21 protein-coding genes, 1 tRNA gene and 1 pseudogene are annotated in these 26,997 nt (G+C 68.4%); 10 read left to right on the top strand and 13 right to left on the bottom strand.

Annotated elements, in window-relative coordinates:
- Positions 1-42 precede the first annotated feature (42 nt).
- Positions 43-1,272, bottom strand: coding sequence for a helix-turn-helix domain-containing protein (locus A3Q37_RS19520; protein ID WP_065486385.1), 1,230 nt, complete (start codon positions 1,270-1,272; stop codon positions 43-45).
- A gap of 1,038 nt (positions 1,273-2,310) precedes the next feature.
- On the bottom strand, positions 2,311-2,895 hold the full coding sequence (locus A3Q37_RS19505; RefSeq protein ID WP_065486379.1) for a hypothetical protein: 585 nt from the start codon (positions 2,893-2,895) through the stop codon (positions 2,311-2,313).
- Positions 2,896-3,738: 843 nt separating this feature from the next.
- On the opposite strand from A3Q37_RS19505, the gene A3Q37_RS19500 reads away from it, so the two are divergent.
- On the top strand, positions 3,739-4,581 hold the full coding sequence (locus A3Q37_RS19500; protein WP_107471562.1) for an NAD(P)-dependent oxidoreductase: 843 nt from the start codon (positions 3,739-3,741) through the stop codon (positions 4,579-4,581).
- A 32-nt stretch (positions 4,582-4,613) separates the two neighbouring features.
- On the opposite strand, the gene A3Q37_RS19495 is transcribed toward A3Q37_RS19500, so the two are convergent.
- The 4 genes from A3Q37_RS19495 to A3Q37_RS19480 form a co-directional block, all read right to left on the bottom strand.
- On the bottom strand, positions 4,614-6,314 hold the full coding sequence (locus tag A3Q37_RS19495; protein ID WP_065486376.1) for a relaxase/mobilization nuclease domain-containing protein: 1,701 nt from the start codon (positions 6,312-6,314) through the stop codon (positions 4,614-4,616).
- Positions 6,311-6,766: a MobC family plasmid mobilization relaxosome protein gene (locus A3Q37_RS19490; RefSeq protein ID WP_369691460.1), complete on the bottom strand. Its 456-nt coding sequence runs from the start codon at positions 6,764-6,766 to the stop codon at positions 6,311-6,313. Before A3Q37_RS19490 ends, A3Q37_RS19495 begins: the two co-directional genes overlap by 4 nt.
- A 283-nt stretch (positions 6,767-7,049) precedes the next feature.
- On the bottom strand, positions 7,050-7,760 hold the full coding sequence (locus tag A3Q37_RS19485) for a DUF2637 domain-containing protein (RefSeq protein WP_369691459.1): 711 nt from the start codon (positions 7,758-7,760) through the stop codon (positions 7,050-7,052).
- A 256-nt stretch (positions 7,761-8,016) separates the two neighbouring features.
- A complete protein-coding gene (locus A3Q37_RS19480; RefSeq protein ID WP_065486372.1) occupies positions 8,017-9,246 on the bottom strand; it encodes a DUF3631 domain-containing protein in 1,230 nt (409 codons plus the stop codon).
- Positions 9,247-9,552: 306 nt separating this feature from the next.
- On the opposite strand from A3Q37_RS19480, the gene A3Q37_RS19475 reads away from it, so the two are divergent.
- The 3 genes and pseudogenes from A3Q37_RS19475 to A3Q37_RS19465 all read left to right on the top strand — a co-directional run.
- On the top strand, positions 9,553-10,038 hold the full coding sequence (locus tag A3Q37_RS19475; protein WP_065486370.1) for a helix-turn-helix transcriptional regulator: 486 nt from the start codon (positions 9,553-9,555) through the stop codon (positions 10,036-10,038).
- 188 nt (positions 10,039-10,226) lie between these two features.
- Positions 10,227-10,445, top strand: coding sequence for a helix-turn-helix domain-containing protein (locus A3Q37_RS19470; protein ID WP_065486367.1), 219 nt, complete (start codon positions 10,227-10,229; stop codon positions 10,443-10,445).
- Positions 10,445-11,521: pseudogene (locus A3Q37_RS19465) on the top strand (tyrosine-type recombinase/integrase); the annotation flags it as partial. The gene A3Q37_RS19470 and the pseudogene A3Q37_RS19465, both read left to right, overlap by 1 nt.
- A 547-nt stretch (positions 11,522-12,068) precedes the next feature.
- On the opposite strand, the gene A3Q37_RS19460 reads toward A3Q37_RS19465, so the two are convergent.
- Together A3Q37_RS19460 and A3Q37_RS19455 are read right to left on the bottom strand one after the other, a co-directional pair.
- Positions 12,069-13,523 (bottom strand): hypothetical protein, encoded by a 1,455-nt coding sequence (locus tag A3Q37_RS19460; protein WP_255311865.1) that lies wholly within the window; start codon positions 13,521-13,523, stop codon positions 12,069-12,071.
- A gap of 735 nt (positions 13,524-14,258) precedes the next feature.
- Positions 14,259-14,332: transfer RNA gene (locus A3Q37_RS19455), tRNA-Gly, on the bottom strand.
- A gap of 525 nt (positions 14,333-14,857) precedes the next feature.
- On the opposite strand from A3Q37_RS19455, the gene dcd reads away from it, so the two are divergent.
- Entirely contained in the window at positions 14,858-15,433 is a 576-nt protein-coding gene (gene dcd, locus A3Q37_RS19450; RefSeq protein ID WP_065486364.1) for a dCTP deaminase, read from the top strand.
- Between the two features lie 6 nt (positions 15,434-15,439).
- Entirely contained in the window at positions 15,440-15,940 is a 501-nt protein-coding gene (locus A3Q37_RS19445) for a phosphoribosyltransferase (RefSeq protein ID WP_006126277.1), read from the top strand.
- A 63-nt stretch (positions 15,941-16,003) separates the two neighbouring features.
- Here the strand turns inward: A3Q37_RS19445 and A3Q37_RS19440 are convergent, their stop codons facing one another.
- The 4 genes from A3Q37_RS19440 to A3Q37_RS19425 all read right to left on the bottom strand — a co-directional run bounded on the left by A3Q37_RS19440 (position 16,004) and on the right by A3Q37_RS19425 (position 21,645).
- Positions 16,004-16,984 (bottom strand): Yip1 family protein, encoded by a 981-nt coding sequence (locus tag A3Q37_RS19440; protein ID WP_065486361.1) that lies wholly within the window; start codon positions 16,982-16,984, stop codon positions 16,004-16,006.
- A gap of 118 nt (positions 16,985-17,102) precedes the next feature.
- Entirely contained in the window at positions 17,103-18,254 is a 1,152-nt protein-coding gene (locus tag A3Q37_RS19435; RefSeq protein ID WP_255311864.1) for a VCBS repeat-containing protein, read from the bottom strand.
- 310 nt (positions 18,255-18,564) lie between these two features.
- Positions 18,565-20,847 carry a (Fe-S)-binding protein gene (locus A3Q37_RS19430; protein ID WP_065486356.1) on the bottom strand — a complete coding sequence of 761 codons (2,283 nt, stop codon included), beginning with the start codon at positions 20,845-20,847 and terminating at the stop codon, positions 18,565-18,567.
- A gap of 120 nt (positions 20,848-20,967) precedes the next feature.
- Positions 20,968-21,645, bottom strand: coding sequence for a sugar transferase (locus tag A3Q37_RS19425; RefSeq protein WP_065486352.1), 678 nt, complete (start codon positions 21,643-21,645; stop codon positions 20,968-20,970).
- Positions 21,646-22,024: 379 nt separating this feature from the next.
- Between A3Q37_RS19425 and dnaK the strand changes: the two genes are divergently transcribed.
- From dnaK to A3Q37_RS19405, 4 genes are all read left to right on the top strand, one after another.
- On the top strand, positions 22,025-23,878 hold the full coding sequence (gene dnaK / locus A3Q37_RS19420; protein WP_065486349.1) for a molecular chaperone DnaK: 1,854 nt from the start codon (positions 22,025-22,027) through the stop codon (positions 23,876-23,878).
- The gene (gene grpE, locus A3Q37_RS19415; protein ID WP_065486347.1) at positions 23,875-24,528 is read left to right on the top strand and encodes a nucleotide exchange factor GrpE; all 654 of its coding nucleotides are present in this window, start codon (positions 23,875-23,877) and stop codon (positions 24,526-24,528) included. The genes dnaK and grpE overlap by 4 nt, the downstream gene beginning before the upstream one ends.
- 96 nt (positions 24,529-24,624) lie before the next feature.
- Positions 24,625-25,815, top strand: coding sequence for a molecular chaperone DnaJ (dnaJ, locus tag A3Q37_RS19410; RefSeq protein ID WP_032767067.1), 1,191 nt, complete (start codon positions 24,625-24,627; stop codon positions 25,813-25,815).
- A gap of 1 nt (position 25,816) precedes the next feature.
- Positions 25,817-26,269, top strand: a complete 453-nt coding sequence (locus A3Q37_RS19405; protein WP_032767066.1) for a heat shock protein transcriptional repressor HspR — start codon at positions 25,817-25,819, stop codon at positions 26,267-26,269.
- 107 nt (positions 26,270-26,376) lie between these two features.
- Here A3Q37_RS19405 and A3Q37_RS19400 read toward each other — a convergent pair whose 3' ends face one another.
- Positions 26,377-26,922, bottom strand: a complete 546-nt coding sequence (locus A3Q37_RS19400) for a hypothetical protein (RefSeq protein WP_065486345.1) — start codon at positions 26,920-26,922, stop codon at positions 26,377-26,379.
- Between the last annotated feature and the right edge of the window lie 75 nt (positions 26,923-26,997).

The following is a 26,997-nucleotide window of genomic DNA, read 5'->3' as shown; positions in this document are numbered from 1 at the left end:
GGACAGGACGAGCCTCGAATATGAGCCGGAGGAATACGCCCCCTATCCGTCCAGGTGAAAGCGGTCGGACATGTGCCGCAGCTTCTCCCTCGTGGCTGCTCGTTCCGCGTAGACGATGCTGCGAAGCGTTGAACGGGCGATGGGATGGTTCCGCACGAGCTGCGGCGCGATCCGCTCAGCCGTCTCCAGCTCGGTGAGGGCCTTTGCCCGGTTTCCATCCCACAGCCAGGCCCGCGCCACGTCCATGTGGTGGTGTCCCTGACGGGAGTTGGGCAGTGAACCGATCAAGCTCGGGCTGGTGCGGCGGTTTATCTCTAGCGCCTTGCCCTGCTTGCCCATTTCCAGGGCCACGCTGATCGCGTGGATCTGCACGTTCCCGGCGGAGAACGTCAGCGAATGCCGGTCGTACACCGGTGTGCCGACGTAGGCGTCCATGCGTTCCGCCGCGTCCTTCGCGTGTCCGATCCGGTCCTCCGCTTCCGATGGGCGGTTGGACCGAGCAGCGGAGATGGCTGCTCGAAGCTGAAGCGTGCCCCAAGCCCGTACGGCCAGCGGATCACCGTGCTCGTACGGCTGTTGCACTGAGGCGATCGCCTTGTCCGAGAGGGTCAGAGCGTCGGCCCAGTCAGCCGTCGCCCACATGTCCCAGACGCGCATCCAGTCGGCGACGGCAGGCAGCACCGGGTCTCCCGACAACCTGGCAGACCACGCGGCCCGTTCGCACGCCATGGCCACCAGCTCCGGGTGCCCGAGGGCGTGCGCGGCGGTGTGCGCGAACTTGCAGCACACGGCGTAGACGGCGTACGCCTCCTCCCGCTCGTGCCCGTCCGAGTCCTCCGCCAGGGCGCGCGCTTCCCGGAACAGGTCCGGGAGAACTCGGAGAATCGCGACGTTGGAGGCGGTGTCCCGCAGGCGGTGCAGCCGGGTCACCTCACGCCATAGCTGTGATGCCGGTCGCGGAACCCCGTCGAAGACGGGAACGAGGTCGTAGCGGCGCAGCTCGCGCAGGATCGACGAGGCGGCGATCTGCCACTGGCTGTCGTCGGGGGAGCTGCTGTACGGGCGTCCGATCAGGTCGTTCGGATGGACGTGCAGCTCTGCGGCCACCTGGTTGAGCAGCCCGACCCGGTCCAGCTCGATCAGGCCGCGCTCCATCTTCGACACCCAGCCCTGGGACTTCCCGAGGGCCGTCGCCAGGTCGGCCTGCGGCATGCCCAGTCGCAGCCTCGCCCTGCGAGCGCGCTTGCCGATCTCCTCGGCTTCCTCCAGCATCAGGACACCTCCCGGCCGCCGGACGACCCGGCGCGACCGCCGGTCTGCCCGTACAGAGTTCGTCTCCTGCACGGTACCCATGACGAGGCTTCGGCGTGACAACCTGCGCTCCGACTTCTAGCAGAAGCACCTCGGCGACCTCCCCGAGAACTTCGCCGGCTGCAACCTTGCGGACATCCCCCGACCTGGTCCGCGAGTCGGACGCGCCCACTCCCAGACCGGCTGGGCCCGGCGGAACAGCGGCCCCCTCCGAAACCGAGGCATGGAAGGGCCGCCGGATGTCCAGAACCGCCTCGGCCACAACGGAGCACCGATACACCGGAACGCCTGTGGCGCTCATCACATGGGCTGCTCTTCCGGGAGCGTAGGCCACCCCGCAGTATCCAGAGGAATCCCGAGATCCCCCGAGGAAGCTCCCATCTACTCACACAGCGCCACGACACGTTCGTCCCGAACTGACAGAAGTTGTGGTCTCACGCCGGAAGTTGCCGGTAGGCCCCCGTAGAATCAGGGCAACGCAAAGGGAGCCCCACTCCTCGACAGGTTTCGCGGCCATGAGTCGAGGGAGCTGGCTCCCTGAGCGGTGTCCCGCCATCAGCGAAATGAGAGGACCACTGGATGAAGCGTATCGCGAGAGGCCCCTCGGGGCCTAGCACCCGCCTGAACAGGTGGCGCATCGCGGCCACGGCTCACCTGCGTAAATGGGCCGCAGGGCCTGGACAGCGCGTTCAGACCAGCTTCATGTGCGGCGTCGCATCCAAGGCTGGCGAGTTCGCGACCACCGCCGTCATCGCCTGGCTGATCTACAAGCGCTAGCTACACAAAGGAGGGCCCCGCCAGTGTCGGCGGGGCCCTCCGGGATGCCCGCACGGCTTGGAGATCCAAGTTCTCCAGACCGGTCACCAGGCAGCAGCGGACAAGGCGATCACCCGTCAACGGCAAGGACAACCACATCGAGGTCATCCTCGAGACGAGCAACGTCCTTCCGGTCGTGAACAACATCAGCAACGTGCTGCAGGTAGATATCAAGATCCGGTTCTACTTCACTGGCTTCCACACCGCGCACCGCTCCGAGGTGAACTGCCCGTCCGACGGGGCGATCGTCACCGTAATCGACAGGGCTGACGTCGCCAGCTGGTTATCGATGATCTCCCCGCCCTCCGATGTCCGCTCCCAGTAGCAGTCCTCCATCCACCCCGATGCCTGGTACGTGCCCGGCGGGATCGGCAGGCCCTCACCCTCCGCGATCTGATCGTCAGACGGCGCCTTCGTCGACACCACGTACGTGCCGTCCCCGAACCACCGCTCGTAGTCCCCGGACACCGCCTCCTTCAGCGCCGACGTCCACTTCGGGTACAGCTTCGGCACCCCTGCCAGCAGCATCGCCTCACCTGAACTGTCCAGATCTCCCGACTCGGCCAGCCACTGCGACCGCGACGTACCCCCGACGCCCGACGTCGGCAGCGAGTCGCAGATGTCCTTCACGAACTCCGACGCCGACCCGTACAGCTCGTCGACGATCCACCCCTCATCATCCGCCGTCCGGTCGATGTCACCCTCCGGGCCCGCCGGATACACCGGCTCCGGGCCGAACCCGTCGCCCAGCTGTACGAGAACGGGCATGCCCACCACGTTGGCGCAGTACCAGGGCCCGAGGCCCAGTACGAGTCCTTGATCCCAGGTATGGCCTCGTGGCGCCCCCTCCGTGCACTTGCTGCCCGACTTGGCCGACCCGGCCACAGCCTCCGCCGGCACCAGCGTGCACAGCAACCAGTGGCTGGCCGGTGGACGTAGACCAACCGGATTTGACCGGCAATCCTGTGTGGAAATGCCATCCGAACAATGCAACCCGGGTGGTGATTCCTGATGGCAATGCCAATCGGCATGTCCTACGGATGTTCTGTGGCTACATTGGGAGCCGCACACCTTGGCGTAAGACAGTGGACACGACCGAGGTGGGCAAGCAAGGAGCCCGGCGCCGTCATGGCCGCCGGGCCCCAAGGAGAGGTGGCCCTGAGAAGGACCGTTGCGCTAGATCCAGCCTCGTTCGGATGCGAGCCGACTGAGGCCAACGATCAGTGATGCGACAGCGAGCCCCGTTCTCAGGGCCCCACCTCGGCGCGGTTTCCTATGGCGTCCAGCCACGGGCAATCCCCTTCCTGTTAGGCGCAAGGGGGCCCCGACTGTGACCATTCGTCACCGCAGCGTCAGCATATGCACTTGAGTGAGTTCTGCGGGGTGAAACCCCGTCAAGAGCTCATGTACCAGTTGCGCTCCACGGGCGGAACCGCACCCGGGGCCTACGCCCGTGCCCTGATCACATGGCACGGCGCCTGGTGAAGAGGTGCGTCCCGTGGGCTTCAGGGACCTGGCCACCGACGTATGGTCATGGCTGAACTAGTGCCAGGCGACAGCGGATCATGAGGATGAGGAACACTCCACGTCGCACACCGTCGGAGGCAGCCAGTGATCACCGTGACCGTCCTCCACCCTGGAACCATGGGCGCGGCGATCACCGCCGAGCTCGTGGCCGGCGGTCATGAGGTGCTGTCGGTGACCAAGGGCCGCAGTGAGAACACCTGGGTCCGAGGGAGAGAGGCCGGTGCCACGGCGTACGACTCGCTCGCGGAGGCGCTGTCCAGAAGCGCGGTCGTTCTCTCGGTCTGCCCACCACAGGCGGCGGAGGACGTCGCGGCGGCGGTGGCAGCGCACGGCTTCGCGGGGGTGTACGCCGATGTCAACGCCATCAGCCCTCAACGCGTACGGCGCATTGCTGACGAGATCCGCCCCGGCTCCGCAGTTGTCGACGGTGCCGTTTTCGGTCAGCCGCCGGGCGAGGGGCGTGTCACACGGCTCTATCTCGCAGGGGCCGACTCTGCCGTCGAGCTGCTGGCGTCGCTGTTCACGGACTCTGCGCTGCACGTGTGCCGGGTCGGGGACACAGTCGGTTCCGCTTCCGCGCTGAAGATGGCCTTCTCCAGCTACCAGAAGGCCGCCCGCACCCTCGCTGGAGTCGCTCACGCGCTCGCCGACGCCCATGGAGTCGGTGATCAGCTCACAGCCGAAGCCGAGGTCATGATCTCCGCGATCCTCTCCGATCCGGAGTATCTACCGAGCGTGGCGGCCCGAGCCTGGCGCTGGGCGCCCGAGATGGAAGAGGTCGTCGATACGCTCCGCGCGGCCGACCTGCCCACGGACATGGCCGAAGCCACGGCTCGGGTGCTTGCCTACTGGGAGCAGGACAAGGACCAGTTCGACCTGCCGGTTGTGCACACCCTCTCCCAGCTCCGGTCAGAGAAGAGCCGTTGATTCGTTCACGCTGAGGGGTAGCCGCTGGACGATCACCTCCGCCGAGGGCGAGACGCGGGAATGGTGGGTGGGGCCGTCGCCGCAGGTTCGGGCGAGGGCACGTGGCGTAGTCCGGTGCTGCGAGCTTGTGCCGCCAGAGCTCGTCGACTGGGAACCGGCCTCTGCGAGAGCCGATGTACGCGCCAGGTGATGGTGCGTGCCGGGGAGCGTGCGTCGTCGAGGGCTCGTTCTTCTGCTGCCTGCTGCAACAGGCGTTTGGGGTCGTGGCCCGCTGTCTCTGCTTCGGCCAATGCGGTGGTGAGCGCCTGCGAGGCAGAGTCGGCGAGAATCTGGTCCGCGTGCGCCGGGGCGGCCTGGCGGATGAGCCGGACGTATTGGTCCGCAAGATTCTGGGACGGTCGGCGTTGGCCGAGGACCAGTAGGGGCGTGGCTGCCGTTTGGTCGTAGGCGGCCTGGAGGTGGAGCAGGCACTTGTGGGCTGCGACGACCTGTTGCTCGTGCTCTCGTCGGTCGTGCCAGCGTGCGGCGGCGATGACGGCGAGGACCGCAGCGTCGAGGAACATCGCCAAGGCGGCTCCGTCCTTCGGTGCTGGCTCGCGAAGCATCGCCTTGACCGCGCCGCGGAGAGCACGAGCGTGGTGGTGCTCGGCGCGGACGCGCGAACGGGTCGCCCGCTCGAAAGCTGAGGCTGCTGAGCGGAGTTCGGTACGAATGTCCGGCGGTGCGGTGAGAGCTACGGCGTCGAGCGCTTCGCCGAAGGCGGCCAGGTGGGCCTGGGCGGCTTCGGCGTTCGGCTGGTCGAGGTGGTGGGGGATGCGCTCGGTGGCTGCGGTGGCTTGATGCCATGGGTGCGGCCTGAGGCGCCCTTCGGCGGACGATGGAACCTCTGCTGCGGCGAGACGGCTCTGGATCTTCGGGAGGGAGAGATCCGGCGCCAGCGTGGAGCCGGAGAACCACACCGGTTCTGCTTTGGCGTTCCGGTCGTTCTCCAGGGCAACCTTGTAGCCGCGTGGTTCTTCCGAGGGGAAGTGCAGGACCTCGACGAGAACCCCCTTGGAGTGGGTGAGCAGACCGAGGAACTCCTCGGTATCTGTGGCGGCAGCCGCCGCTGTGCGGACCACGGCGCGCAGGCGTTCGCGGGCAGCCTTGGCCTGGCCGTTCCGCAGGGCCTTCTCCTGTTCGGCGCGATGGGGCCGTTTGGCGGCGGTGCGGTCACCGCGGATAACCCGTTGCAGCCGGTATTCCTTCTCGATGAGTGCGAGTTCGCGGTCAGCGGTGAGGTAGTCGTTCCAGTGACGTGCTGAGCGGAGGTCACCTCGCACCTTTGTGGCGGCGATGTGGATGTGATCGGGGGCGTGGCGTACGGCGATCCAGCGGCAGCCATCCGGGTCGTCCGCCGGTGCGATGCCGGTGGCCGCGACGACGCGACGGGCGATGTCCGCCCACTCGCCGTCTTCGAGGATGCGGTCACCGGGTGCCGCGCGGAGAGAGCAGTGCCACACGTGCTGCTTCGGGGCGCGGCCCAGTCGATCAGCTTGCTTGACGCGCAGGTCGAGGTCGTCGACGAGCTGCTTCCTGGCCGCCGTGCTGTCGTCGGCGCGGCCTGGGTCGGGGGCGTAGCCGTCCCAGGAAGTGACGAGGTGGGGATCGGTGTGTTCGTTGGCGCGGCCTGGTCCGTAGAGGTAGCGGATGAGGCCGGCCGTACTCTTGCCACTGCTGATCTTGGCGATCATCGGTGGCTCTTTGTGGCGACGGCTTGGTTGGTGGCCTCCGCAATGTGGCGGACGGCGGTGCCGACCGCGGCGAGGGTGCGTTCGGCCTGGGCCAGGGTGGCGGTGTCGCCGGAGTGAGGGAGGTCGCCGGAGTTGAGCTTCCTGGCGATCTGGTTGATGTTGTGGCCGATCTTGGCTACCTCGCCACGGAGCGTGGTGAGTTCATCGACGTAGTCGTCGAGCGGGGTGCGCTGACCGGGCAAGGCGAGGTCCCCGTCGAGGTGGGCCATGACGACGGCACCGACGTAGTGGGCGGCGGCGATGTTCAGCGAGCGGGCCTTGGCGACGATGTCCGCCTTCTCTTCGGTGCTGTAGCGGACATCGACGCGCGCGGTGCGCTGGGTCTCGTTGCGGTCGCGGCGGCGGGCGACGCGGTGGAGCGCGGCGGCTTCGGAGACACGCGGTTGCGGCACGGCAGGGCTGGAGGTGTCGATGGGCTGATCCTGCTCGGGCGCCCCCTGGTGCCCGAGACCCTCCGCCACCCCCGGGGCGGAGGAACCTGCGTTGGACCGGCCCTTGGACGGTCCAACGCCATACCTTGCTCCGCCTGGGGCTGGAGTGGAGGTCAGGTGCCGAGAGGAGTGGGGGAGGGGGTGTGTGGACTGTTCGTGCATGAGGGGCTCTCCGACCGTACGAAGGGGAAGCCGTGCTCGCCCCGGCGATTCCGAGGCGAGCAGTTGGCGGGAGGGCGCGGGCCTACGCCGTGGTTCGGGCTTGGTCGAGCTCGGCCTGGAGGAGGTTCTTGACCTCGTCCAGGCGGGACCGCCCGATGCCGAGTCCCTTGGCGTGGACGGCCGCCTCGATGTGGCGGCGAGAGATTTGGCCGCCACGTCCCGTGGGGGCCGTACGTCCGATCTCCACTGCCTGCTCGAAGGTGGCGCTCGGACGGCCGCGACGTTTGCCACGTGGCTGGGTGGGCTGAGACGCGGACATCGCAGGGGCCTTGGCCACATCGGCGTCGGGCACCGGGGCAGGCGTGGGGGTCACCCCGTCTTCGGGAGAAGTGGCTCCGTCGTTGTGCGGCTCGGGGCGGGGCTTCGTTCGCGTGGGTCGGCGTTGGACGAGGAGGTAGAGGTGGACGGCTCCGGCCAGGGCGAGCGGGGCGATGGCGGAGATGGCCCCGACGGTGAGGTCGTCGAGAGCGAGTGCGCTGCGCCGGTTCTGCTGGTTGAGGCGGATGGCGTGCAGGACGTTGGCCCAGATGCTGGTGGCGGTGGCGATGCCGACCAGTGCCGAGACGTAGAGGCGGGCGGACAAGGGGGCGGTCCGTAGGACGAGCAGCGCGCCGATCCCGATGGCGATGAACCCGTCTATGACGAGCGGGAAGGCGTAGGTGAGCGCGGGATGGACGTGGCTGGCGGCGGCCATCTGGCGCAGGGCGTCGTAGGAAAGCGCGAAGGCGGCCACGGCCAGCAGTGCGACACCGGTGCCAAGGGCGGCAGCGCGGTCGACGGTCCTGCGGCGAGAGTGGGTGAAGGCAAGGGGGAGTGCTCCAAGAGGTGCGAGGTTCGGGCCCAGGGGCGCGAGGACCCGTCACGACATGTCGCATGCCTGGTCAGGGCAGATGCGGGTCTGGCGGTGACGTCGAGACGACTCGTCACCGGATCTCGACCTGTCACCGCTTTGACCTGCGCGGAGACGAGTCGTGACGGGTCGTGCAGGGTCAGGCCCCGGTCGCGGCTTCGGGTGCGGGCTCGGGGCAGTAGCGGGCCCACCCGTCGGCGAAGTGCCGACGGGTGTAGCCCCGAGCCTGGACGTTGCCGTGGAAGCGCTTGGGGGCAGAGCTGATGCCGTACTCGTTGAGCAGGATCTGCAGGCCCCGTGGAGTGAGGCCGTTGGCGGTGTACTCCGGCCAGGGGGTCTCGGCGTCCTGGTTGAGGATGTCCAGGAGCCGACTGGTGCGCAGCGCTGGTGGGTTGCCCTCGGAGGCGAAGGCGCGGCGGACGTCGGCCAGGAGGCGGATGCCCAGGCTGCTCCGGTCCTGGTCCTGTTCGGCCTCGTGCTTTGCCATGACCCGGCAAGCATTGCGGGCGAGGGAAGGCCACGTGCCGCCGGCGAGGTCGGCGACTGCGACCAGTGGCTGCCAGGTGTCGGCCGCCCGGTCTTCGACCGGCATGGAGGGTGTCAGTTCCATCGCGCTGGCGTGGAGTGGGCCCAGCCATGCGGCGAGTCGCTCGCGCAGGGCGTGGAGGGGCGGGGTGTCGCGGAAGGTACGGAATTCGGCGACCTTCTCGCCCGGCATGCGGCGCCGCATACGGATCACGACCGAGCGGTCCATGATCGTGTCAGGCAGGTCTCCGATCCCGGCGAGGGCTGCCATGGCGAAAGTGGGGAACTTCGACACCTCGTGGTTGGGTCCTGAGACCCGCAGGGTCGGGCGGTTGCGCTGGTGACCGGCGTTGAGCAGGCCGCGCATCTCCTCGTTCTTCTCCGCGACCTTCGCGGACCCGAAAAGGGTGTCGGCCTCGTCGACCAGCAGGGTGGGCGGGGTATCGGTGATCGACCGGAACACCGCGGCGGCCGAGGCGTTGACCGTGATGAGCGGATCGTGGACGCTCTCGGTGATCACGTCCAGGAGCCGTGACTTACCGCACCGCTTCGCAGGCCCCACCACCGCCAAACGCGGCGCGTGCTGCCATGCCGTCTGCAGGTGCGTCGCCGCCACCCACAACGTCACCGCCACTGATGCCTCCTCGCTCGGCATCACCACGTACCGCAGGATCTGCTCCCGCAGCGCCGTGAGGACTTCTTCCCCTTCGGAGATGGAGGCGAGGTGGTGCTGTTCGGAGGAGGGCGCGTCCTCGTCGGGACGGGGGCGGCCGGGTACGGCCACGGGCGGCCAGGCGGCTGCGCTTACGGGAAGAGATGGCGTGCTCGGGGCAGGATCGTCCATACTGGACATGTAGCTCCTCTGCTTGCAGGCCAATGGGACGGCAATCCCGGCTTGCAGGTCAGTCGTTCAGGGATGGGCGGCATGAGGTTTGCGCGCTGAGCCCCTCGGTGTTGGGTCACCGGGGGGCTTTTTGTGCTTCTGGTCAGGTCGCAGCGCGCGCCAGCGGACCGATGCGGTCTGCTGGGGAGTTTCAACTGTACCACCCCCTCTGCGGATAGCATAGCGCTTTGCGATCGGCAGAAGCGATGCTAGCGTTATGACATGCGCCGAAGTGGCGGTGAACGCGGAGAGTGAGAGGAGGCGGCGATGTCGGATGACGAAGAGAGCTCCGAGGGAGTGCTCCTCAGTGGCGAAGAGAACGCCACCGTGCGGATCAAGCTGGAGCGGGAGAAGCGCGGCTGGAGCACCACGACGCTGTCCGACCACATGAACGAGGCCGGCTTCGACATGAACCCGTCCGCGGTGTGGCGTATCGAGAACCGCAAGCGCCGCATCAACCTCGACGAGGCCATCGGCTTCGCCGAGGTCTTCGGCGTCCCGCTCAGCAACTTCGTCGGGCCGCCCAGCCTGGCGACCATGGGCCGCGCCATGGAGCTGATCGACAACGTCGTCGCCACCTATCGGGCCTCCAACCGCGCCAACCACGAGGCACGGAGAGCCCGCGACCAGCTCGATGCCTACCTCGCCGACCACCCGGACATCCGTGAGGAAGCCGACGTGATGGTCTCCAACGCCATCGCGACCGAGCTGATCAAGGTCAACGAGGAGTACGGTCCCGCTTCCGACGCGTAGCGAACCGATCCAGCCGCCGTAGTGGGAACGCAAACCCCCGCTGCGGACGCATCACCCGTCCCATCCCTGAACGACACCAGGCCAGCCCAGGGTTGCCGCCCTGCCCGCCGGCCAGAACCGGAGCACCAACTTTGCGCCCTTCGGCGATACCGCACGTCCCTGCTCAGCGCACCCTCCAGCCGGAGGAGGTGACCACCACCGACCCCCTCCTCACCGTGGAGCAGGCTGCCCAACGCCTCGGCACCGGCGTGCGCTTCATCCGGCGACTCGTCCAGGAGCGCCGTATCCGCTACGTCAAGCTCGGCAAGCCCGTGCGGATACCCGAGAGCGCCATCGCCGCATACATCGAGGAGCGCACCGTGCCGACTCTCCGCGATGAGCGTTCCCGCTACGGGAAGGCCGCCTGATGGCCGCTCGCAAGCCGCAGAGGCGGCGTGAATTCGGCACGGTCCGCCAACTGCCTTCGGGACGCTGGCAGACACGCTACTGGGCCCCGGACGGCAGCCGCCGTACCGCCCCGGAGACCTTCTCGACGCGCACCGACGCCCAGACCTGGCTCACGCTCACCCAGGCCGACATCGAGCGCAAGCACTGGGTCGACCCGGACGCCGGGGCGGTCAACTTCGCTGCCTACGCTGTCCAGTGGGTTGAGGAGCGCGGCCTCTCGGCCACCACGGAGGAGCTGTACCGCCGGCTCCTGCGGTTGCACCTGCTGCCCACGTTCGCCTCGGTGAACCTGGACGACATCACACCGCCCGGTGTGCGCACCTGGCGGGCCGAACGGCTGGAGGCAACCGGTGCGACGACCGTCGCCAAGTCGTACCGCCTCCTCAAGGCCATCATGGAGACGGCCGCCGACGACGAGCTGATCCGCCGCAACCCCTGCCGGATCAGGGGCGCCGGCAGCGAGAGGGCCAAGGAACGCCCTACCGCCACCGTCGAACAGGTCGACGCGCTCGCGGATGCCATGGGCCCCAGGTGGCGGCTGATGGTCTACTTCGGTGCTTACGGGCCGATGCGGCCGGAGGAGCAGGCGGCACTGCGGCGGCCCGACGTCACGCTCGAACCGCTCGCGGCCAGGATCAGCGACGCCGCGCCGGAGCTGACCACAGGCCGACGGGTCGAGGGCGACACGAAGTCGACCGCCGGACGCCGAACCGTCTTCCTCCCGGCCTTCTTGCGCATCGAGGTAAAACGCCACCTGGACTGGTACGCGGAGAAGGAGCCCAACGGCCTTCTGTTCGTCGGCGAGCGGGGCGCGCCATTCCGGCGGTCCACCTTCGGCCGCAAATGGCGCAGGGCGCGCACCAAGGTGGGCCTGCCGGAGGACTTCCGCTTCTACGACCTCCGCCACACCGGCCACACCTTGTCCACCCAGTCGGGGGCCACGCTCAAGGACACGATGGTCCGCGCCGGTCAGTCCTCGGAGAAGGCAGCGCTGATCTACCAGCACTCCGACGGGGAGCGGCAGCGGGAGGTGGCGGGAGGTGGCGGAGGGCATCGACGCACGGGTGCGGGAAGGACGCCAAAGGGCCAAGGAGGCGAGCCGCCTGGCCGAGCGGTAAAAGTGCAGGGCGGGCGGCAGCCGTCCCCTCGCCCAGCCCGCGTGGCCCAGACGTGTGGCCTGCCGACTGGCAGACCACACGTTCAGCCGAGCAGTGTCTGGATCGCGCTTCGAAGCGAGTCGGCGAGCGAGGTCAAGGACGCGGCAGAGCCAAGCGCGAGGCTAAGCATCTCCAAGGTTTCGGTAAGGCGGCGGCCGTCCGGCGTCGGCTCGCGAAGCTCCTCGTCGATTCTGGCCACGGCTTGTCGGCAGCTGTCGATGCTGTGGACTTCGTCAGCGTGCGTATCCAGGGCGGCTGCCAACTCGGCCAGTTTGGCCTGCGCGGTCAAGAGCCTGGGATCGTCTGATTCACGCCCTGACACCTGGACTTGGCGCATGTCGCCGCCGACCCTGCCAGTGTTGACTTGATTGCCACTGCCGGTGACGTGGGTGCCGCCACTTGTGTTCGCTCGCCCAAAACGCATGATCATCCCGCCTTTTCGGTTCTGTTCGCCGGACCGTCAGGCGCGGAGCCTTGTTGCATGCCGCCGCCCATATTTCCGGTATTCACCTGGTTGTTGTCGCCGCTGATGAAGTTCTGTGTGATGGCAATGGCTTGGCGTTTGAATTCTCCAGTGGCCAGGCCGTGGTCAGCGAGAAAGGCGCTCACAGTGCTGAACATCCTCGACTGGAGGATCGAAACGTAGCGCTGCACGTCCTCGGTCTGGTGCATATCTTCAGTCGTCACCCGGCCACAGTGCTCTCGAAGGCTTACGGGCTTGCCGTCGCCCCTTGGGCGAACAGCGGCTGCGGCTGTGGCTGCCGTGCTCAGCAGTCCGAGGCCACGGCCGACTGCTGTGTAGGCCCAGGCAGCTAGTGCGACGGTGTCTCCAACCGCGTGAAGCGGCGCTTCCGCCAGCTTCCTAGCGAGGTCCCAACCTTTTGCGGGAGTAACGTTCGCCGAAGGGGTCAATGGGGCGTGGACATGCGGACGGGTGACGAAGTGAAGGGTGTTGCCTTCCAACGCAGCGTGCGCGAAGACTGTCACTACAATCTGCCCGTCCCATGCGATGACCTGCGCAGCCAGGTATCTACGAGAGAAGTGGCCGGTTGGCGCGTCACGGGCCTCGGTGCACATTTCAGTGGCTTCCGGCCACTCTGATTTGCTGACACCGCCTCCACCCTGTCCCAAGCTTTTCCATCGACTCTCTGGAACCCCTAGGAATTCGGCCACATCGCAGTTGGGCAGGGCGTGGGTTTCAACCAAAGCTCCGCGAAGTTCCTCTAGCTCGTCACGCACCTTGTCCAGGAGTTCGTCCGCCTCAAACTTTTGGCTCGCATCGAGATCGAACGCATCAGTGGCCGAAAGATTGTCTTCTTCCTCATCGCTTGTGCGAGCTGACGTTAGTTGGATGCGGGTGGCACCCCTCATCCACGAATCGAGGCCAGCTCCCACAAAGCGGTCTACATTGCCTTCCCTGCGGTAGGCAATGCTTTGCCACTGCTCTGAGACTTCGTGCGAAGCGATCTTCTTAGCAGCGTAAGGGGCGAGGAAGGGACGTTTGGCCAGTTGTGTGCGGCTAGGCCGTAGTGACTGCATATAGGCGTGACACGCCAAACGGTCAAGTAGATGAATGCTTGTGGCGCCGATGAGAAGGTGAGGAGCGACGATAAGAGCTTCCACCACGGCATCGCGCAGCATCGGCTGATGAGGCTTGACGAAGGTCCAGAGGGCAAGCAGGGCTGCAGCAAGCAGGACAGTCGGAACCAGTGCGCTGAAACCCCAGCGGATGACTGCTCGACCGGCCCGCCCGGTGAGGAACTGCCAGACCAGCACAGCCAGGATGAGTGCCGCAAGTCCCAGAGGGTGAGTGCTTGCCATATAGAGGGACGTGGCCAGCAACAGGGTGAAGCGAAGGCGACGTTGCCGTCGTGCCGCCACGCTGTGGGTGAGTACCGGAGCCAATGCGAATCCGAAGGACGGCACCGGCCGCTTTCGCGCGTACAGCACATTTGCCAGAGCCCACTGCGCGAGAGGCTCCCCGGTGAACTCGTCTAGACCTCGAATGGGGCGCTGGGGCCTTCCCTGGATCTTGTCCTGCCATCGCCCGACCCAGTCCCGTGCTTGCGTGATCCTGTTGACTCGCTCGTGCACGGAGCCAGCCAACCCCCGAATGACGGAGTTGCTGCTTGGTGCTGGATCTCGCCGAGCGTACTCCGACCGGATGGGGCGTTGGCCGGGTACGTAGGCCAGCGGCTGACCAGTCTTGCCGTTCACTGGTATCTGGGGAACGGGCTCCGACTTCTGTCCGGCATCAGACTCCGGTGTGCGTCCGCGGGGCACTCCCGCCTTCCAAGACAGCAGCGGCACCTGCCACCTCCCCCGAGGACCGTCCAATGAAGGCCCCACCTTCGACCACGGCGGATCTCCTCCGCTGGCGAATGGCTATCTCTGGCTCAGAAGCGCCCCAGCCTCGGCCGACACGCAGCAGATCGGCAACGTCTTGAAAGCCGGCGCCGGACGTGCTGAGCGGATGCTTCAACCGTCCGCTGGTCCCGCCGACGGTCTGGGCGCAAGCCCTTCGGTCCCGATAGATGGGGCACGCGGAGGGCACGCCGCACCGCAAGAGGTCTAGACAACAAAGAAGCCCCGGGCCGTTGGCCTGGGGCTTACATGTGGAGCGGGTGACGAGAATCGAACTCGCGCTCTGAGCTTGGGAAGCTCATGTTCTACCATTAAACTACACCCGCGAAGCATGCCGATCACCGGCTCTGCATCGTTCCACACTGTACCCCATGTCAGGCCCCCGGCGGATGCGCCGTGGGGCCTTCGTGTCGTGTTCCCGAACAGCGGGGAAGCGTGGACGGGGGTGTGATCGGCGGGAGTTGGGGGCGTAGCGTGGGTGGTCGGAGTGCCGCGTGGAGTGGCGTCCTGTTCATCCCCTAATGTGGCTTTCTCGTCCATATGCGGTTGGGGAAGGGACTTGATGGAGTCGATGGAGCGCACCGTCGTCCGCTGTGCCGAAGGGCACGTTTTCACTACCTCGTCGTTTCCGATGCAGCAGCTCGGGGCCGACCGGATCGGGCCGGGGCGGTTGATCCGGTGTCCCCGGTGCGCCCGGTTGCGGCAGGCCGTTCCCGTGGCGTTCGAGAAGCGGTAGCCGGCGCAGAGAAGCCGTGTTCGAGCCGCAGTAACGGCTGCCGCGGAGACGTGGAGCAGGGGCGCGCGGGTGGTCCGGTTGGGGCGGGCTCGCGCGTTCTGCGTATCCTCGGGGCGTGCTTCTCTCAGACAAGGACATCCGGGCCGAGATCGACGCCGGGCGAGTCCGTATCGATCCGTACGACCCTTCGATGGTGCAGCCGTCGAGCATCGACGTGCGGCTGGACCGCTACTTCCGGGTGTTCGAGAACCACCGGTACCCGCACATCGATCCGGCGGTGGAACAGCCCGATCTGACGCGGACCGTCGAGCCCGAGGGGGACGAGGCCTTCATCCTGCACCCCGGCGAGTTCGTGCTGGCGTCCACGTACGAGGTCATCTCGCTCCCCGACGATCTGGCCTCGCGGCTGGAGGGCAAGAGCTCGCTCGGCCGGCTCGGTCTGGTGACGCACTCGACGGCCGGGTTCATCGACCCCGGGTTTTCCGGGCACGTGACCCTGGAGCTGTCGAACCTCGCCACGCTGCCGATAAAGCTGTGGCCGGGGATGAAGATCGGGCAGCTGTGTCTGTTCCGGTTGACCTCGTCCGCCGAGTTCCCGTACGGCTCCGAGCGGTACGGGTCGCGGTACCAGGGGCAGCGCGGGCCGACCGCCTCGCGGTCCTTCCAGAACTTCCATCGGACCCAGGTGTGATCGACCATGGCTGCTGACGTGCGGGAAAACCTTACCTACGAGGGCTTCGGGCGCGCCGTGCGCGAGCTCGCCCAGGCCGTTGCCGATGACGGCTACGAGCCCGATGTGGTACTGAGCATCGCTCGCGGTGGCGTGTTCGTCGCCGGCGGGCTCGCCTACGCCCTCGACTGCAAGAACATCCACCTCGTCAACGTGGAGTTCTACACCGGGGTCGGCACCACCCTGGAAATGCCCGTCATGCTCGCGCCCGTCCCCAACGCGATCGACTTCTCCGACAAGAAGGTTCTGATCGCCGATGACGTCGCTGATACCGGCAAGACGCTCAAGCTTGTCCATGACTTCTGCGTCGACCACGTCGCCGAGGTCCGCAGCGCCGTCATCTACGAGAAGTCCCACTCCCTCGTGAAGTGCGAGTACGTGTGGAAGAAGACCGACCAGTGGATCAACTTCCCCTGGTCGGTCGAGAAGCCCGTCGTCCGGCGCGATGGGCAAGTTCTCGACGCGTAGGGATGCCCTATGAGAAAGGCCCCGGAACGCTTCCGCGTTCCGGGGCCCCTCTGTATCACTCGCTCAGATCGTGCCCAGCTTGATGATCGACAGCAGCGCGATCAGCTGGATCGCCGACGCCCCCAGCGCCTTCGGCCACGGCAGGTCGTGCGACTTGCTCACCATCGACGTGAACAGCGCGCCCGCCGCCAGCCAGGTCAGCCAGCCCACGATCTGGACCAGGGAGTTCTCGCCGCCCAGGAAGAGGGCGAAGAGCAGGCGCGGGGCGTCCGTCATCGACATGATCAGCATCGACAGGCCCACCGTCGGCTGCCACGAGCCCGTGCCGCCGAGCTGGCGGGCCAGCGTGTGGGTCACCGCGCCGAGCACCAGGCCGCCGATGACGAAGCCGACGCCGGTGAACAGGACGTACGGGATGGCCGTCGAGATCGTCGCGTTGATCGCCTCTTCGCGCGCCTGGTCGAAGCCGAAGAGCGCGAGCAGGCCGTAGAGGAACGTGACGATCAGCGCCGGGCCCCAGACCGGGTAGTCCCGCATCTGCCAGAACGTCGGCCCCGGGCGCATCACGATGCCGCTCAGCAGCTCCTTCCAGCGCAGGCGAGGGCCCGCGGGCTGGGCGGGGGCGTGACCGGCGCGGTAGGTGTTGCCGTCGCCGTACGGGTCCTCGTCGACGCGGAACGCCTGCGTGTGGCCCGGATTGTTGGCGTACGGGTCGTGGGGCGCGGGGTCCGTGTACGGTTCGCCGAAGTACTCCGGTTCGCCGTGACCGCCGTGACCGCCGTGACCGCCGTGGCCCTGGTGACCGCCGTGACCCTGCGGAGCGCCCTGTGGGGCGTAGCCGCCCGCGTTGTACGGAGCGCCGCCCTGCGGCTGACCGTACGGCGATGGCGCCGCGCCGTTGCCGGGGCCTCCTCCTGCCGTCGGCCACGGCTGAGCACCGTACGGCGGCTGCGGTGCCTGCCCTCCGTACGGCTGCTGCCGCTGCTGCTGCGGTTGTTGCGGGGTGCGGTTGTCCCGGCCGCGTCCGATCCTGAATCCAGCCACCCGTCGAACGTACCTGGTCCCCGGGGGCGGGGAGCGAGGGGCCGGGGAACCCGGGCGCCATTGCGGCCGAGCTGTGACATCCCCTAGGGGCCGCACCCCGGGCCCCCGCAGGGGGAGTTCAGGGGAGGAACAGCGCCGTGGAGAAGGTGACCACGGGCCGGTCCGTGGTACCCGCCGGGTAGAGCGCGATCAGGTCCTGCCGCTCGCCCCGGTACGTCCGCACCACCGTGTCCGGCTTCTTGTCGCCGTCGTAGTCGCCGTGGTTCAGGAGGGTGGTGCGGGTGGTGCCCGTCGTCTTCAGCGGTGCGGTGGGGAGGTTCTCCGCCGTGAACGCGTACGCGCCGCCCGGGCGTGCCGGGCCCTTCGCGGAGCCGAGGAGGAGGGTGCCCTTGCCCGCCTGGCCGGGGGCGTGCGGGCGGGCCGCGGCGACGAGGTCGTCGTAACCGTCGCCGTCGGTGTCGGACCGGGGCTCGGGGGCGTACAGGTACGGGCCGCCGTCGGGCAGCAGCTCCGCGCTGCGCGGGGCCCCGGCGCGGGTGAAGGGGCCGTGCAGGAACGTGACCTGGCCGGCGCTGGCGGTGACCGCGAGGTCGGCCCTGCCGTCGCCGTCGAAGTCGCCGCAGACCGGCTGCTCGGGCCACTCGTTGCCGTACCGCGCCTGCTGCGGGATGCGCAGGGTGACCGCCTTGCCCGTCAGGCCCTGCGGGGATCCGAACAGGATCTGGAGCGGTACGGGCGGGGCGCCGATGCCGTTGTACGGGGGGTCGGTGGAGACGATCAGGTCGGTGAAGCCGTCCCGGTCCAGGTCGCAGGCGGCCTCGGACTCGAACGCGGCGGGCAGGGTGTCGCCGGACTTCGCCGCGTTCGCGCGGGCGCTCAGCAGCTGCCGGGTGGCCGGGTCCAGGGGGCGGTCGCGGTCGCCGGTGCCGTACACGATGCCGATGCCCGCGTCGTCGCCGTGGCTGTCCTCGGGGGCCTTCACCAGGTCGTCGATGACCAGGTCGCGGTGGCCGTCGCCGTTGAAGTCGTACGGGACACGGCTGCCGGTGCCGCGGGGTACGGGGGTGCTCACCGTCTCCGCCTGGGTCCGCGCCTGCGCCGGGGGCGGGGTGTCGCCGTTCTTGCCGTCGGACGCGGACGCGGACGCGGGGGACGGGCCCGTGCAGGCCGTGAGCGCCAGCAGCAGGGCCGTACAGCCCACGGCGAGGGCGGCGCTCACCCGGCTGGTGACCGCTGCCTGCGGGTGCTCGGTGCTGGTGCGTGGGCGCACGGGGTCCTCGTTCGGTGTTCGGGGCTGCATATGCCTCCCCGCGTCGGTGCCGGGGAGGGAGGTGTTCCGGGAGCCCTGACGGTTCTCCGGGGCACATGATGCTCCAGTTACGTCGTCGCGTACATGTCCGAGTTCACAGTTCCTCTGCGGCGGTCGTCACGTCGCCCCCGGCCGTCGCCCTCCGGCTCCCGGACACGAAGAAGTCCCCCCGCCCCCGGACATGAACAAGTCCCCCGGCCCCCGGACACGAAGAAGCGGCCGGTCCTGCCCCCGAGGCAGGTCCGGCCGCTCATCACGCCGATGCGTTACGTCACTTTGCCGGTTCCGGCTCCGGTGCGTCCACCTGCTCCGGCTCACCGGCCGGGTCGACGGGCGTCTTCACGGACTCCAGGAGGAGCTGCGAGACGTCCACGACCTGGATGGACTCCTTGGCCTGGCCGTCGTTCTTCTTGCCGTTGACCGAGTCGGTCAGCATGACGAGGCAGAACGGGCAGGCGGTGGAGACGATGTCCGGGTTGAGGGCGAGGGCCTCGTCGACGCGCTCGGTGTTGATGCGCTTGCCGATCCGCTCCTCCATCCACATCCGCGCGCCGCCGGCGCCGCAGCAGAAGCCGCGCTCCTTGTGGCGGTGCATCTCCTCGTTCCGCAGGCCCGGGACCTTCGCGATGATCTCGCGCGGCGGGGTGTAGATCTTGTTGTGCCGGCCCAGGTAGCACGGGTCGTGGTACGTGATCAGGCCCTCGACCGGGGTCACCGGGATCAGCTTGCCCTCGTCGATGAGGTGCTGGAGCAGCTGGGTGTGGTGGATGACCTCGTACTCGCCGCCGAGCTGCGGGTACTCGTTCGCGATCGTGTTGAAGCAGTGCGGGCAGGTCGCGACGATCTTCTTCGACGACTTGGGCTTCTTCGTCTCCGGGGCACCTTCCTCACCTTCGGCGGAGTCCTCGCCAAACGCCATGTTCAGCATGGCCACGTTCTCCTGGCCGAGCTGCTGGAACAGCGGCTCGTTGCCCAGGCGGCGGGCGGAGTCACCGGTGCACTTCTCGTCGCCGCCCATGATCGCGAACTTGACGCCCGCCATGTGCAGCAGCTCCGCGAAGGCCTTGGTGGTCTTCTTGGCCCGGTCCTCCAGGGCGCCCGCGCAGCCGACCCAGTACAGGTAGTCGACCTCGGTGAGGTCCTCGACGTCCTTGCCGACGATCGGGACCTCGAAGTCGACCTCCTTGGTCCACTCGACGCGCGCCTTCTTGGCGAGCCCCCAGGGGTTGCCCTTCTTCTCCAGGTTCTTGAGCATCGTGCCCGCCTCGGACGGGAACGAGGACTCGATCATCACCTGGTAGCGGCGCATGTCGACGATGTGGTCGATGTGCTCGATGTCCACCGGGCACTGCTCGACGCAGGCGCCGCAGGTGGTGCAGGACCACAGGACGTCCGGGTCGATGACGCCGTTCTCCTCGGCGGTGCCGATCAGCGGGCGCTCGGCCTCGGCGAGGGCGGCCGCGGGAACGTCCTTCAGCTGCTCCTCGGAGGCCTTCTCCTCGCCCTCCATCGTCTTGCCGCCGCCGGCCAGCAGGTAGGGGGCCTTGGCGTGCGCGTGGTCGCGCAGCGACATGATCAGGAGCTTCGGCGAGAGCGGCTTGCCGGTGTTCCACGCGGGGCACTGCGACTGGCAGCGGCCGCACTCGGTGCAGGTGGAGAAGTCGAGGATGCCCTTCCAGGAGAACTGCTCGACCTGGGAGACACCGAAGACCGCGTCCTCGGCCGGGTCGTCCCAGTCGATCTCCTTGCCCGCCGTCGTCATCGGCTGGAGCGCGCCGAGCGCGACCTCGCCGTCGGCGTTCCGCTTGAACCAGATGTTCGGGAAGCCGAGGAAGCGGTGCCAGGCGACACCCATGTTGGTGTTGAGCGAGACCGTGATCATCCAGATCAGCGAGGTGCCGATCTTGATCATCGCGGTGAAGTAGATGAGCGTCTGGAGCGTGCTGAGGCTCAGCCCCTTGAAGGCGAGCACCAGCGGGTACGACACGAAGTACGCGGCGTCGTAGCTCTCGACGTGGTGGATCGCGCCCTCGAGGCCGCGCAGCACCAGGATCGCGAGGCCGATGGTCAGGATGATGTACTCGACGAAGTACGCCTGCCAGGCCTTCGAACCCGCGAAGCGCGACTTGCGGCCGGCCCGGGAGGGCAGGTTCGCCAGCCGGATCACCATCAGGGCCACGATGCCCACGACCGTCATCAGGCCGATGAACTCGATGTACATCTCGAACGGCAGGAACGTGCCGATGATCGGCAGCACCCAGTCGGCCTGGAAGAGCTGGCCGTACGCCTGGAGCAGCGTGGGCGGCAGCGTCAGGAAGCCGATCGCGACGAACCAGTGGGCGAAGCCGACGATGCCCCACCGGTTCATCCGGGTGTGGCCCAGGAACTCCTTGACCAGCGTGATCGTGCGGGCCTTGGGGTCGTCGGTGCGGCTGCCTGCTGGTACCGGCTGGCCCAGACGGACGAAGCGGTAGATCTGCGCGACGGCTCGGCAGATGAGCGCAACGCCGACGACCGTCAGCACCAGCGACACGATGATCGCGGCGAGTTGCATGAGTGGGGCTCCTCGGGCCTGCGAGAGCGGGATCCAGTTGAGTGCGTGATGTTGCGTGATGTGTTGAGTGCGTGATCTTGAGTGCGTGGAACTGCCTGCTACTACTAAGCAGTAACTTAATTAGTCTGTAGTGACACTATCCACTTCGTCCACCCTCCCGCAGCCGGGCGGGCGGTGATCTGCGTCGCTCAGGTGTGCCTTGGTTCGGCGGGCCTTCGTGAGCCGTTGCCGCAGGGGGGTGCGGGCGGCTTCGGCGAGGATCGCCAGGTCGAGCACCACTCCATGGTGCTCTGCGTAGTGCTGGTCCAGCAGGGCGGGGTCGTCCCACGGCATGCCCGAGCGGGCGCGCACCTGCGCCAGACCGGTCAGGCCGGGCCGCAGTTCCTGCCGCCACTGCCGGGCGCCGGGGCCGGTGGTCCGGGGGGCGCCGGGGGCCAGGGGGGCGGGGCCGACCAGGGCGAGATCGCCGCGTACGACGTGCGGCAGCCGGGAGAACAGGTCCAGGCGGAGTCTTCGCGTCCGCAGGGTGCGCAGCTCGAAGACCCGGCCGCCGAGGCCCGTCCTGGGTCGGCGGTCCCAGGCGCCGCCCGGGGTGCGCCGCGCGGTCAGGACGAGCGCGGCGACGGCGACGGCGGGGGCGGTCAGGGCGAGCAGTGCGGAGCCGAGCACCAGGTCCAGGGCGCGTTCCGCCGTCGTACGGGGAAAGGCGCGGTCCGCGAGCCGTCGGACCCGGTCGGAGAGGCCGGCCAGGCGTGCGGCGGGGCGGGAGGGGAAGTGGCCCCGTGCCGTGCCGGACACGGCCGCGTACGCGGGTGAGGGTGGCCCCCCTGTGCCTCCCGCCCGGCTTCCCGTCCGCAGGTTCTCCCGTCTCGCCTGCCGTACGTGTCGCTTCCTCGCGTCCTGCATCGCGCCCGCCCGGGGTTCGAGGTTCGATGGGGCAATTTGTGACAGAACGATCCCATGGTGGGACGGTGGGTCGGGTGGTGTGCGAGGGGCGTGGCGTGCGCCGGTGCGGTGGTGTGGCGGGCGGATCGGCGCGGATCGGCGCGGATAAGTTCTGCGTAAGCTCCCGGTAGCACTTAAGTTGAGCGTGTCCGACTCAGGTCTGTTGACTCGCGGACGGGCGTCGTGCATTCTTGAGTCAGATCCACTCAAGTAATCCGTTGGAGGAATTGAAATGGCACGTGCGGTCGGCATCGACCTGGGCACGACTAACTCCGTCGTCAGCGTTCTCGAAGGCGGCGAGCCCACCGTCATCACCAACGCCGAAGGCGCCAGGACCACGCCGTCCGTCGTCGCCTTCGCCAAGAACGGCGAGGTGCTCGTCGGCGAGGTCGCCAAGCGCCAGGCGGTCACCAACGTCGACAGGACCATCCGCTCCGTCAAGCGCCACATGGGCACGGACTGGAAGATCGACCTCGACGGCAAGAGCTTCAACCCGCAGCAGATGAGCGCCTTCATCCTTCAGAAGCTGAAGCGCGACGCCGAGTCCTACCTGGGCGAGAAGGTCACCGACGCGGTCATCACCGTCCCGGCGTACTTCAACGACTCCGAGCGCCAGGCGACGAAGGAGGCCGGCGAGATCGCGGGCCTGAACGTCCTGCGCATCGTCAACGAGCCGACCGCCGCCGCCCTGGCGTACGGCCTGGACAAGGACGACCAGACGATCCTCGTCTTCGACCTCGGTGGCGGCACCTTCGACGTGTCCCTCCTGGAGATCGGCGACGGCGTCGTCGAGGTGAAGGCCACCAACGGTGACAACCACCTCGGTGGTGACGACTGGGACCAGCGTGTCGTCGACTACCTGGTGAAGCAGTTCGCCAACGGGCACGGCGTGGACCTGTCCAAGGACAAGATGGCTCTCCAGCGTCTCCGCGAGGCCGCGGAGAAGGCGAAGATCGAGCTCTCGTCCTCGACCGAGACCACGATCAACCTGCCCTACATCACGGCGTCCGCCGAAGGCCCGCTGCACCTGGACGAGAAGCTCACGCGCTCGCAGTTCCAGCAGCTGACCGCGGACCTCCTGGACCGCTGCAAGACCCCGTTCCACAACGTCATCAAGGACGCGGGCATCCAGCTCTCCGAGATCGACCACGTCGTTCTCGTCGGTGGCTCCACCCGTATGCCCGCCGTCGCCGAGCTCGTCAAGGAGCTGACCGGCGGCCAGGAGGCCAACAAGGGTGTGAACCCGGACGAGGTCGTCGCCATCGGCGCCTCGCTCCAGGCCGGTGTCCTCAAGGGCGAGGTCAAGGACGTCCTGCTCCTCGACGTCACCCCGCTGTCCCTCGGCATCGAGACCAAGGGAGGGATCATGACCAAGCTCATCGAGCGCAACACCACGATCCCGACCAAGCGCTCCGAGATCTTCACGACGGCCGAGGACAACCAGCCGTCCGTGCAGATCCAGGTCTACCAGGGCGAGCGCGAGATCGCGGCGTACAACAAGAAGCTCGGGATGTTCGAGCTGACCGGTCTGCCGCCGGCCCCGCGCGGTGTCCCGCAGATCGAGGTCGCCTTCGACATCGACGCCAACGGCATCATGCACGTCGCCGCCAAGGACCTCGGCACCGGCAAGGAGCAGAAGATGACCGTCACCGGCGGCTCCTCGCTGCCGAAGGACGAGGTCAACCGGATGCGCGAAGAGGCCGAGAAGTACGCGGAGGAGGACCACGCCCGCCGCGAGGCCGCCGAGTCGCGCAACCAGGGCGAGCAGCTCGTCTACCAGACGGAGAAGTTCCTCAAGGACAACGAGGACAAGGTCCCCGGCGACGTCAAGACGGAGGTGGAGACCGCGGTCGAGGAGCTGAAGGAGAAGCTCAAGGGCGAGGACACCGCCGAGATCCGTACGGCCACCGAGAAGGTCGCCGCCGTCTCCCAGAAGCTGGGCCAGGCGATGTACGCCAACGCCCAGGCCGAGGGCGCGGCCCCGGGCGCCGAGGCGCCGGGCGACGCCCAGGGCAAGGCCGATGACGATGTCGTCGACGCCGAGATCGTGGACGACGAGAAGGACACCAAGGGCGGTGCGGCGTGACCGAGGAGACTCCGGGCTTCGAGGAGAAGCCCGACGTCCCCTCCGGCGCCACCCCTGATGACGCCGAGCCGAAGGCTGCCGCGCCCTCCGAGGAGGAGGCGGCGGCCCCGGCCGGGGACACCGATGCGACCGTCGGTCTGACGGCTCAGCTGGACCAGGTCCGTACGGCGCTCAACGAGCGCACGGCAGACCTCCAGCGGCTCCAGGCCGAGTATCAGAACTACCGCCGCCGCGTCGAGCGGGACCGGGTCACGGTCAAGGAGATCGCTGTCGCGAACCTCCTGTCCGAGCTCCTGCCCGTGCTCGACGACGTCGGCCGCGCGCGGGAACACGGCGAGCTGGTCGGCGGCTTCAAGTCGGTGGCCGAATCGATGGAGACCGTCGTCGCGAAGCTGGGCCTCCAGCAGTTCGGCAAGGAGGGCGAGCCCTTCGACCCGACGATCCACGAGGCCCTGATGCACAGCTACGCGCCGGACGTCACCGAGACGACCTGCGTGGCGATCCTTCAGCCGGGGTATCGCATCGGCGAGCGCACCATCCGCCCCGCGCGGGTGGCCGTCGCCGAGCCGCAGCCGGGCGCCACGCCCGCCGCGGCGAAGGAAGAGAAGAAGGCAGACGACGAGGAGAGCGGTGGCACCGAGGAGGTCTGACGGGAAGACGTCTGATCACCGCGGTGCACACCGACCGGCCCGGCGGCCGGCCCACGGGCCGGCCGCTCGGCCGATCGTCCGGAAGGAGGGACGTCGATGAGCACGAAGGACTTCGTCGAGAAGGACTACTACAAGGTCCTCGGCGTCCCCAAGGACGCCACCGACGCCGAGGTCAAGAAGGCGTACCGGAAGCTCGCCCGCGAGTTCCACCCGGACGCCAACAAGAACGACGCCAAGGCGGAGGAGCGCTTCAAGGAGATCTCCGAGGCGAACGACGTCCTCGGTGACCCCAAGAAGCGCAAGGAGTACGACGAGGCGCGCGCCCTCTTCGGCAACGGCGGCTTCCGGGCCGGCCCCGGCGGTGCGGGCGGCAACTTCAACTTCGACCTGGGCGACCTCTTCGGCGGCGGCGCCCCGGGCGGCGGACAGGGCGGCGCGGGCGGCGGCTTCGGCGGCGGGGGCGGTCTCGGCGACGTCTTCGGCGGGCTGTTCAACCGCGGCGGCACCGGCACCCGGGTCCAGCCCAAGCGCGGCCAGGACATCGAGTCCGAGGTGACGCTCAGCTTCACCGAGGCGGTCGACGGGGCCACGGTCCCGCTGCGGATGTCCAGCCAGGCGCCCTGCAAGGCGTGTTCCGGCACCGGCGACAAGAACGGCACCCCCCGGGTCTGCCCGACCTGTGTCGGCACGGGGCAGGTCTCGCGCGGCAGCGGCGGCGGCTTCTCGCTCACCGACCCCTGTGTGGACTGCAAGGGCCGGGGCCTCATCGCCCAGGACCCCTGCGACGTCTGCAAGGGCAGCGGCCGGGCGAAGTCGGCGCGCACCATGCAGGTGCGGATCCCGGCGGGCGTCTCCGACGGCCAGCGGATCCGGCTGCGCGGCAAGGGCGGGGCGGGGGAGCGCGGCGGTCCGGCCGGCGATCTGTACGTCGTCGTCCACGTCGACGCCCACCCGGTCTTCGGCCGCAAGGGCGACAACCTCACGGTGACCGTGCCCGTCACGTACCCGGAGGCGACGCTCGGCGGCGACATCAAGGTCCCCACCCTCGGCGGACCCCCGGTCACGCTGAAGCTTCCCGCCGGCACCCCCAACGGGCGTACGATGCGCGCCCGGGGCAAGGGCGCGGTGCGCAAGGACGGCACCCGCGGCGACCTGCTGGTCACCGTGGAGGTCGCGGTCCCCAGGGACCTGGGCCAGGAGGCCAGGGACGCCCTGGAGGCCTACCGGAAGGCGACCGCGGACGAGGACCCGCGGGCGGAACTGTTCCAGGCCGCGAAGGGAGCTTGAGATGGACGGCCGTCGACGTAATCCGTACCAGCTGACCGATGAGACCCCGGTGTACGTGATCTCGATCGCGGCCCAGCTCTCGGGGCTCCACCCGCAGACGCTGCGCCAGTACGACCGTCTCGGCCTGGTCTCCCCGGACCGTACGGCCGGGCGCGGCCGGCGCTACTCGGCCCGCGACATCGAGCTGCTGCGCACCGTGCAGCAGTTGTCGCAGGACGAGGGCATCAACCTGGCGGGCATCAAGCGGATCATCGAGCTGGAGAACCAGGTGGCCGCGCTCCAGCAGCGCGTCGCCGAGCTCTCGGCGGCGGTGGACGGCGCGGCGGTCGCCATGCAGCAGCGCGAGGCCCAGGTGCACGCCTCGTACCGCCGGGACCTGGTGCCGTACCAGGACGTGCAGCAGACGGGCGCGCTGGTGGTGTGGCGTCCGAAGCCGAAGCGGCCTACGGAGTAAGAGCCTTTCGCCCGAAGGGGCCGGGAGAGCGGCGATCGAACGCCCTCCCGGCCCCTTTCGCGTGTCCGGGGGGTGTTTCGTGTGCCCGGGGGCGTGGCTGTCCGGCCCTACGGCAGAAACTCGCTGACGGTTTCGACCGCCATCATCCACATGGGCTGCCCGCCGGTGCCGAAGGCGGCGGCGAGGGTGTAGCCGATCGCCGCGTCGGCCGGCTCGACGACGGCCCCGTCCCGCCACTCGGCGAGCACCCGCCGGTCGCCGCCGACCGAGGAGAAGTCCCCGATGCGCTTGCCGTTCCGGGTCAGCCGGCTGCTCGGGATCGAGTCGGGCACGAGCCGGTAGGCGGTACCCGCGCAGCGCACGTCGACCCGGTAGGAGCGGCGGCGGAGCTTCCCCTTCCCGGGCCTGATCGTGGCGTCGTGGCCGTCCACGGTGAGCGTGAGCCGGCGGGGGTCGCGGGTGCCGATGAGGATGTGGTCGTCGACCTCGGCCCCGGGCGCGCGGGTGAGGACGACGCGGGGGATCCCCTCGCCGCTCACGACGAGCATCTCGCGCTGCTCGCCGACGAGTTCGACGAGGATTTCCCCGTGGTGGTCGTCCTCGACGGTGGCGGGCAGGGGGGCGGGGCCGGGCGCGGGGGTGGTATCGGTCATCCGGGCTTCGTGGTCCTTCGGTCGTGCGGGGTGAGGCGGTCGTACAGGTGAGGCGGTCGGGCGGTCGTGCGGGGG

Origin of the sequence: Streptomyces sp. PTY087I2 (assembly GCF_001687325.1) — a bacterium.
GTDB lineage: Bacteria > Actinomycetota > Actinomycetes > Streptomycetales > Streptomycetaceae > Streptomyces.
The sequence above is the reverse complement of the archived record's forward strand: the minus strand, read 5'-3'. Positions and strand labels throughout refer to the sequence as shown.